We start from the raw sequence: 6337 nt of genomic DNA, 5'->3' as shown, positions 1-6337 counted from the left end.
GCAGAGGCTTGTCGGGCCGCCAACTGGGCAGCGGCACATCGGCATAGTTCTGATCGGTCTGGTCGACGAAAGCCTTGGGCGCCGGCCCGGTGGCCCCGCCAAGGCCGACCGCGATCAGCGTCGGGTGATCGAGTTTCACCTGATAGGGCGATTTGGCCTTGTCCTTGGCGGCGACGGCAGGCGCTGCCTCCGACTGCTGTTCCTTCGGCTTCTTCTTGCAGATCTCGTCCTGCAGGTCGTTGGGCGACAGCGTGTCGCCATAGGGCTTGAGCGCCGCGAGCGTCGTCGACCCGGCCGCCGGCGCGTCAAAACCCTGGTCGAGCAGCTTCGCCGCCGCTTCGGCGCGGCTGATGGCGGATTTTTCGCCGAGCACCACGGCAACCAGTGTGCGGCCATCGCGCGTCGCCGAGCCGATCATGTTGAAGCCCGAGGAGCAGACGAAGCCGGTTTTCATCCCGTCGGCGCCGGGATAGCGCCCGATCAGCAGATTGTAGTTCGGGATCGCCTTCTTACCGACGGCAAGGCCCTCGATAGAGAACCACGGCGCATATTGCGGGAAGTCGTTGCGAAGCGCCGTCACCAGGACGGCAAGGTCGCGCGCGGTCGTGTACTGGTCCGGCGAGAACAGCCCATTCGGGTTGACGAAATGCGTTCCGACCATGCCGAGCCTGGCGGCCTCGGCATTCATGCGGTCGGCGAAGGCGGCCTGCGATCCGCCGATGTTCTCGCCGACGGCCATGGCGATGTCGTTGGCCGACTTGACCAGCATCATCTTCAGCGCATTGTCGAGCCGCATGACCGATCCGGGCTTGAAGCCCATCTTGCTCGGCGGCTCGCCGGCCGAATGTTTCGTCACCTTGATCGGCGAATCGAGCGCCACCTCGCCGGCGGCGATCGCTCGGAACGCCACATAGGCCGTCATCAGCTTGCTCAGCGAGGCCGGATACCAGCGCTTGAAGGCGTCCTGATGCTCCAGCACCTTGCCGCTCTTCAGGTCGAACAGCACCACCGGATTGGCGCGCGCAGTGCCGGAAAGCATCGGCAGCGCCAGCGCCCCCGCAAGCAATAGGTTGAGGAAATGCCTCTGCCGCATGATCAATTCCGAAATCGCCTCTTGCCGTAGTTGCCGCTGGCTCCGTAAGATTTCGCTGCGCGATGGCCAGCATAGTGCGGACCGACCCTCGACTCCGGGCCGCATTATGCGGTGCTATTTACCCTATGTGACGTCAAAATGGCAAAGCGCCAGACGATCACACTTGCCGGGCAGCGGCCCTGAATTGCCTGCCCCAACAAAGAAATGGAACGATTATGCCAATTCTCAACCGTGCCGCGGAAATGCAGGAAGAAGTCGCGGGCTGGCGGCGCCATCTGCACCAGACGCCGGAACTGAACTTCGACGTTTTCCAGACCGCCGCCTTCGTCACCGACAAGCTGCAGGCTTTCGGTTGCGACGAGGTTGTGACCGGCCTCGGCAAAACCGGCGTCGTCGGCATCATCCGCGGCCGTAAGGGCGAGGGTCCGGCCATCGGCCTGCGCGCCGACATGGACGCTTTGCCGATCAACGAGATCACCGGCAAGCCTTACGCGTCGAGCGTTCCCGGCAAAATGCATGCCTGCGGCCATGACGGCCACACCGCCATGCTGCTCGGCGCAGCCAAATACCTCGCCGAAACGCGCAATTTCGTCGGCTCCGTGGCGGTGATCTTCCAGCCCGCCGAGGAAGGCGGCGGCGGCGGCAACGAAATGGTCAAGGACGGCATGATGGACCGCTTCGGCATCTCGAAGGTGTTCGGCATGCATAACATGCCCGGCCTTCCCGTCGGCGAGTTCGCCATCAAGCCCGGCCCGATCATGGCGGCGACCGCCGAATTCACCATCACCGTCAAGGGGCATGGCGGCCATGCGGCGATGCCGCATGCCACGATCGACCCGATCGTAATTACCAGCCACTTGGTGAGCGCTTTGCAAACCATTGCTTCACGCAGCACCGATCCGGTCGAGGCCGTCGTCGTGTCGGTGACCAAATTCCATGCCGGCGATGCCTACAACGTCATACCGGAAAAAGCCGAGATCGCCGGCACGGTCCGCACGCTGAAAAAGGAAGTGGCCAGGAAAGCGGAAGAGAAAATCCGCGCCATTTGCGCTGGCCTGGCATCAGCCTTCGGCGCGACGATCGAGGTCGACTACGACCCCAACTATCCCGTCACTTTCAACCATCCGGAAGAGACGGCCTTCGCCAGCGATATTGCCGCCGGCGTCGCCGGCGACGCGAATGTCCACCGCGCCATCCAGCCGGTGATGGGCGGTGAGGATTTTTCCTACATGCTGGAAGCGCGCCCCGGCGCCTTCATCTTCATCGGCAACGGCGACACCGCCGGCCTTCACCATCCGGCCTATGACTTCAACGACGAGGTCATACCGCACGGCATGAGCTATTGGGTGAGGCTGGCGGAGACGGCGCTGGCCGCCTGACCGCTTTGCACGGAGGCGACCTTCCCGGCCGATTCCCGCCGATCGGCCGGTAACGCCTCTTGGCGAACCGGCCCGAAGCGTTTATGTGTCGGGCCGCGTGGTCCCGTAGCTCAGTAGGATAGAGCGGCAGATTCCTAATCTGTAGGTCACAGGTTCGATTCCTGTCGGGATCACCAACTAAATCAAATGGTTGGCTGACTTTTGCAATGCTCCCATGTTGCATTTTCTTGCAACTGGGCTCCCGTTGCTTTCCGTTCGCTCGAATCTCAAGCACTCCCTGGCCGCCGCGGTGAGAGCGCGGGCAGGGCAATCAGATGCGCCGGCCGGTTTTGGCGTCGAACAGATGCGCCGAGGCGCGGTCGATCTCGATCCGCACGCTCTCGCCTTGCTTCAGCGCCAGCCGCTCGCGGAAAAGGCAGGAGATCACCTCTCCGCCGCAGTCGACCGTGGCGAAGATTTCCGAGCCGGTCGCCTCCATGAGCGTGACTGTGCCGGAGAGACCCTGGCCGGTCGCCCGGATATGCTCGGGACGAATGCCGTAGACCAGTTCCCTTCCCGCGGCTTCGCTCGGCCGGATGCCTTGCGGTAGCGGCAACGTCAGCCCACCGGCACTGCGGAAGATGCCCTCCTCGATGTGGCCGTGGATGAAGTTCATGGCCGGCGAGCCGATGAAGCCGGCAACGAACAGATTGGCCGGCCGGTCGTAGAGATCGAGCGGCGCGCCGATTTGCTCGACCAGACCGTCGTGCAGCACGACGATCTTGTCGGCCATGGTCATCGCCTCGATCTGGTCGTGCGTGACATAGATGGTGGTGGTGCCGAGCCGCTGATGCAGCGCCTTGATCTCGCCGCGCATCTGCACGCGCAATTTGGCGTCGAGATTGGAGAGCGGCTCGTCGAACAGAAACACCTGCGGGTCGCGCACGATGGCGCGGCCCATGGCGACGCGCTGGCGCTGGCCGCCGGAAAGCTGGCGCGGATAGCGGTCGAGCAGCTTTTCCAGGCCGAGAATGCCGGCTGCCCGCTTCACCCGGCTCGCGGTATCGGCCGGATCGGCTTTCTTGATCTTGAGCGCGAAGCCCATATTGTCCGCCACCGTCATGTGCGGGTAGAGCGCGTAGTTCTGGAACACCATCGCGATGTTGCGGTCCCGTGCCCTGAGGTTGTTCACGGTGCGCTCGCCGATTGCGATCTTTCCGGCCGAGATCGTTTCCAGCCCCGCGATCATGCGCAGCAGCGTCGACTTTCCGCAGCCCGACGGTCCGACCAGGATGACGAACTCGCCATCGGCGATATCGACGCTGACATCGTGGATGATCCGAGTGGCTCCGAAAGCCTTCTGCACGTTGTTGATGCTTACCGATGCCATTGCATATCTCCGAAAGAATGAGGGCGGATCAGGCGCTCAGCCACCCTTGACCGCGCCGGCGGTCAGCCCGGCGACGATCTGCCGTTGCGCGAACATGGTCAGCACCAGCACCGGCAGCGTCACCACCAGCGCGGCGGCGGCGAGCGGCCCCCAGCTCACCTGCTCGTAGGACAACATGTTGTAGACCGCGACCGGCAGTGTCCGCGTCTCGCGGCTGGCGAGCACGACGCCGAAGACGAAGTTGTTCCACGAGAAGATGATCGACAGGATGAAGGCGACGACGATGCCGGGCTTGGCGATCGGCAGCGCGACCAGGCGAAACACCTGCCACGAACTGGCGCCGTCGATGTTGGCGGCCTCCTCCAATTCCATCGGCGTCGTCTCGAAATAGCCGATCATCACCCAGACCACGATCGGCACCGTCACCACCAGATGGATGATGATCTGCGGCCAGAGCGTGCCGAGGATGCCCAGCCACTGAAACAGGAGGAACAGCGGGATGAGATAGGAAAGCCCGGGCGTCATGCGGGCGATCATGATGACGATCGCCGAGCGTTCCGCCTTGAGCCTGGCGATGCCATAGCCGGCCGGCACGCCGATCAGCAGCGCCAGCAGCGTCGCCGTGCCGGTCACCAGCACCGAGTTCCACAGATAGAGCAGGAAATTGTTCTCCTCGAACACCTTTGCGTAGTTCGACCAGGCGAAGCGCTCCGGGATCAGGATCGGCGGATAGGCGCCGTTGTCGATCTCGAACTTCAGCGACAGCGAGATCATCCAGAGGAAGAACAGGATCGCCGGCGAGACCAGCACCAGCGCCGCGAAGAACAGGCCTATCTTGTTGAGCAGCCGCGAGCTCACCTATTTGCCCTCCGTGTCGACCCATTGCGAGCGCTGGCGCAGCATCAGGAGGATGAAGGACAGGGCCACGATGACGATGAAGAACCCCACCGCCATGGCCGAGCCGTAGCCCATGTCGTAATAGGAGAAGGCGGTGTTGTAGAGATAGATGTTGATTGTTTCCGATGCCGTGCCCGGCCCACCTTGGGTCATCGCGTAGATGATATCGAAGCTCTTGAGCGCATCGATCGTGCGGATGATGACCGCGATCATCAGAAACGGCGCGATCATCGGCAAGGTGAGGTAGCGGAACTGCTGCCAGGCATTGGCGCCGTCGATCTCGGCGCTTTCGAACGGCTCGCGCGGCACTGACGCCAGCCCACCCAGCACGATCAGCATCACCAGCGGCGTCCACTGCCAGGTCTCCACCGCGACCAGCGAAGGAATTACGGTGTTGGCGTTGAATATCCACTCCTGCGCCGGAATGCCGACTAGCGACAAGAGATAGTTGAGCACGCCGAGCTGCGGATGGAACATCATGGTCCAGACCAATGCCACGGCGACGGGCGTGGCCATCATCGGCATCACGAAGACGCCGCGCAGCAGGCCGCGCAAGGCAAACCTGGCGTCGAAGATGAGCGCGGCGACGGTACCGAAAAACATCGGCGCGACCACCGACAGGAAAGTATAAATCAAGGTATGCCAGAGCGATTCCCAAAACCGCGGATCGCTCGCCAAGCGCAGATAATTTTCCATCCCGGCAAAGCTTCGCGACTGGCCGAGCGTCCAGCTGTTGACGCTCATCCACAACGTGAAGGCCCAGGGGAAGACGATCACGGCGCCGACGACGACGAGCGCAGGAATGACGAAAGGCCAGTAGTTTGGAGCCAGCCGGATCGGCTGGCTCTCTTCGACGGCTTGCGTCGTCACCCCTGCGCGTTCCGGGGCGATGGCGGACATCAGCCTTGCTCGCTCCTGTCGAGAACCGGCTGGAACTGCTCGGTGGCCTTCTTCAGTTCGTCGGCGGGATCGGCGCCGGCAATCCTGTTGGTCAGCGCCACGCCATAGATGTCGCGGAACCCGGTCACCGGGATGATGACCGGCAGCGCCAGCCGGCTGATGTTGCCTGAGCCGACCACGGCATCCAGCCAGCTCGGCGGCATGGTGACGCCTTCGCGCACCTTGGGATCTTCCAGCACCGACTTGCGGAACGGCACGCCGGCGCCGGCCTGCAGCAGGCGCGCGCCCATGGCCGGAGAGACCGCCCACTGGCAGAACAGATAGGCCGCTTCCTTCTTCGCGCTGGCGGACGTGACACCGATGCCGTCGCCGAACGTGCCTGCGGCATGCGCCTTGGGTCCCTTCGGCATGACGCCATAGCCGACCTTGCCGACCACCCGCGACTTCTCCGGATTTTCCATCGGCGGTGCGAAGCCCACGCCATCGAACCACATGCCGATCTTGCCCTGCAGGAAGGCGGATTGCGCCTCGGCCCAGTTGAAGCCGGTGACGCCGGGAGGCGCGGCCTTGGTCATCAGCCGCTTGTAGAGGGCGGCAGCCTCGATCGCCTCCGGCGAGGTCGTGCGCAGCTTGCCGTCGCTGCCGAGCGGCGTCATGTCGTAGCCGAGCATCAGAGACGTCCACACCGGCGTGTTGGCG

At 63.5% G+C, this 6337-nt stretch carries 6 protein-coding genes and 1 tRNA gene; 2 read left to right on the top strand and 5 right to left on the bottom strand.

The annotated features are described in order from the left end of the window. Positions 1-1093, bottom strand: a 1093-nt coding sequence (locus tag EOA60_RS14175) for a D-alanyl-D-alanine carboxypeptidase family protein (protein WP_164899305.1), incomplete at its 3' end; no start/stop codon positions are given. Positions 1094-1308: 215 nt separating this feature from the next. On the opposite strand from EOA60_RS14175, the gene EOA60_RS14170 reads away from it, so the two are divergent. After that, positions 1309-2472 carry a M20 aminoacylase family protein gene (locus EOA60_RS14170; protein WP_095799871.1) on the top strand — a complete coding sequence of 388 codons (1164 nt, stop codon included), beginning with the start codon at positions 1309-1311 and terminating at the stop codon, positions 2470-2472. A gap of 99 nt (positions 2473-2571) precedes the next feature. Then, positions 2572-2648, top strand: a tRNA-Arg gene (locus EOA60_RS14165). A gap of 134 nt (positions 2649-2782) precedes the next feature. Here the strand turns inward: EOA60_RS14165 and ugpC are convergent. From ugpC to EOA60_RS14145, 4 genes are all read right to left on the bottom strand, one after another. Next, complete coding sequence (gene ugpC, locus EOA60_RS14160; protein ID WP_066990385.1) at positions 2783-3841, bottom strand: sn-glycerol-3-phosphate ABC transporter ATP-binding protein UgpC; 1059 nt, start codon at positions 3839-3841, stop codon at positions 2783-2785. 36 nt (positions 3842-3877) lie between these two features. Continuing rightward, the gene (locus tag EOA60_RS14155) at positions 3878-4699 is read right to left on the bottom strand and encodes a carbohydrate ABC transporter permease (RefSeq protein ID WP_082953638.1); all 822 of its coding nucleotides are present in this window, start codon (positions 4697-4699) and stop codon (positions 3878-3880) included. Beyond that, positions 4700-5638, bottom strand: a complete 939-nt coding sequence (locus EOA60_RS14150; protein ID WP_128311506.1) for a sugar ABC transporter permease — start codon at positions 5636-5638, stop codon at positions 4700-4702. After that, a partial coding sequence (locus EOA60_RS14145; RefSeq protein WP_128311505.1) for an extracellular solute-binding protein occupies positions 5638-6337 on the bottom strand: 700 nt, incomplete at its 5' end. The genes EOA60_RS14150 and EOA60_RS14145, both read right to left, overlap by 1 nt.

Origin of the sequence: Mesorhizobium sp. M1A.F.Ca.IN.020.06.1.1 (assembly GCF_004023265.1) — a bacterium.
In the GTDB taxonomy this organism is placed as follows: Bacteria; Pseudomonadota; Alphaproteobacteria; order Rhizobiales; family Rhizobiaceae; genus Mesorhizobium.
The sequence above is the reverse complement of the archived record's forward strand: the minus strand, read 5'-3'. Positions and strand labels throughout refer to the sequence as shown.

Coding starts and splice junctions, on each gene's coding strand:
- EOA60_RS14170 (WP_095799871.1), top strand. CDS start 1,309: ATGCCAATTCTCAACCGTGCCGCGGAAATGCAGGAAGAAGTCGCGGGC.
- ugpC (WP_066990385.1), bottom strand. CDS start 3,841: ATGGCATCGGTAAGCATCAACAACGTGCAGAAGGCTTTCGGAGCCACT.
- EOA60_RS14150 (WP_128311506.1), bottom strand. CDS start 5,638: ATGTCCGCCATCGCCCCGGAACGCGCAGGGGTGACGACGCAAGCCGTC.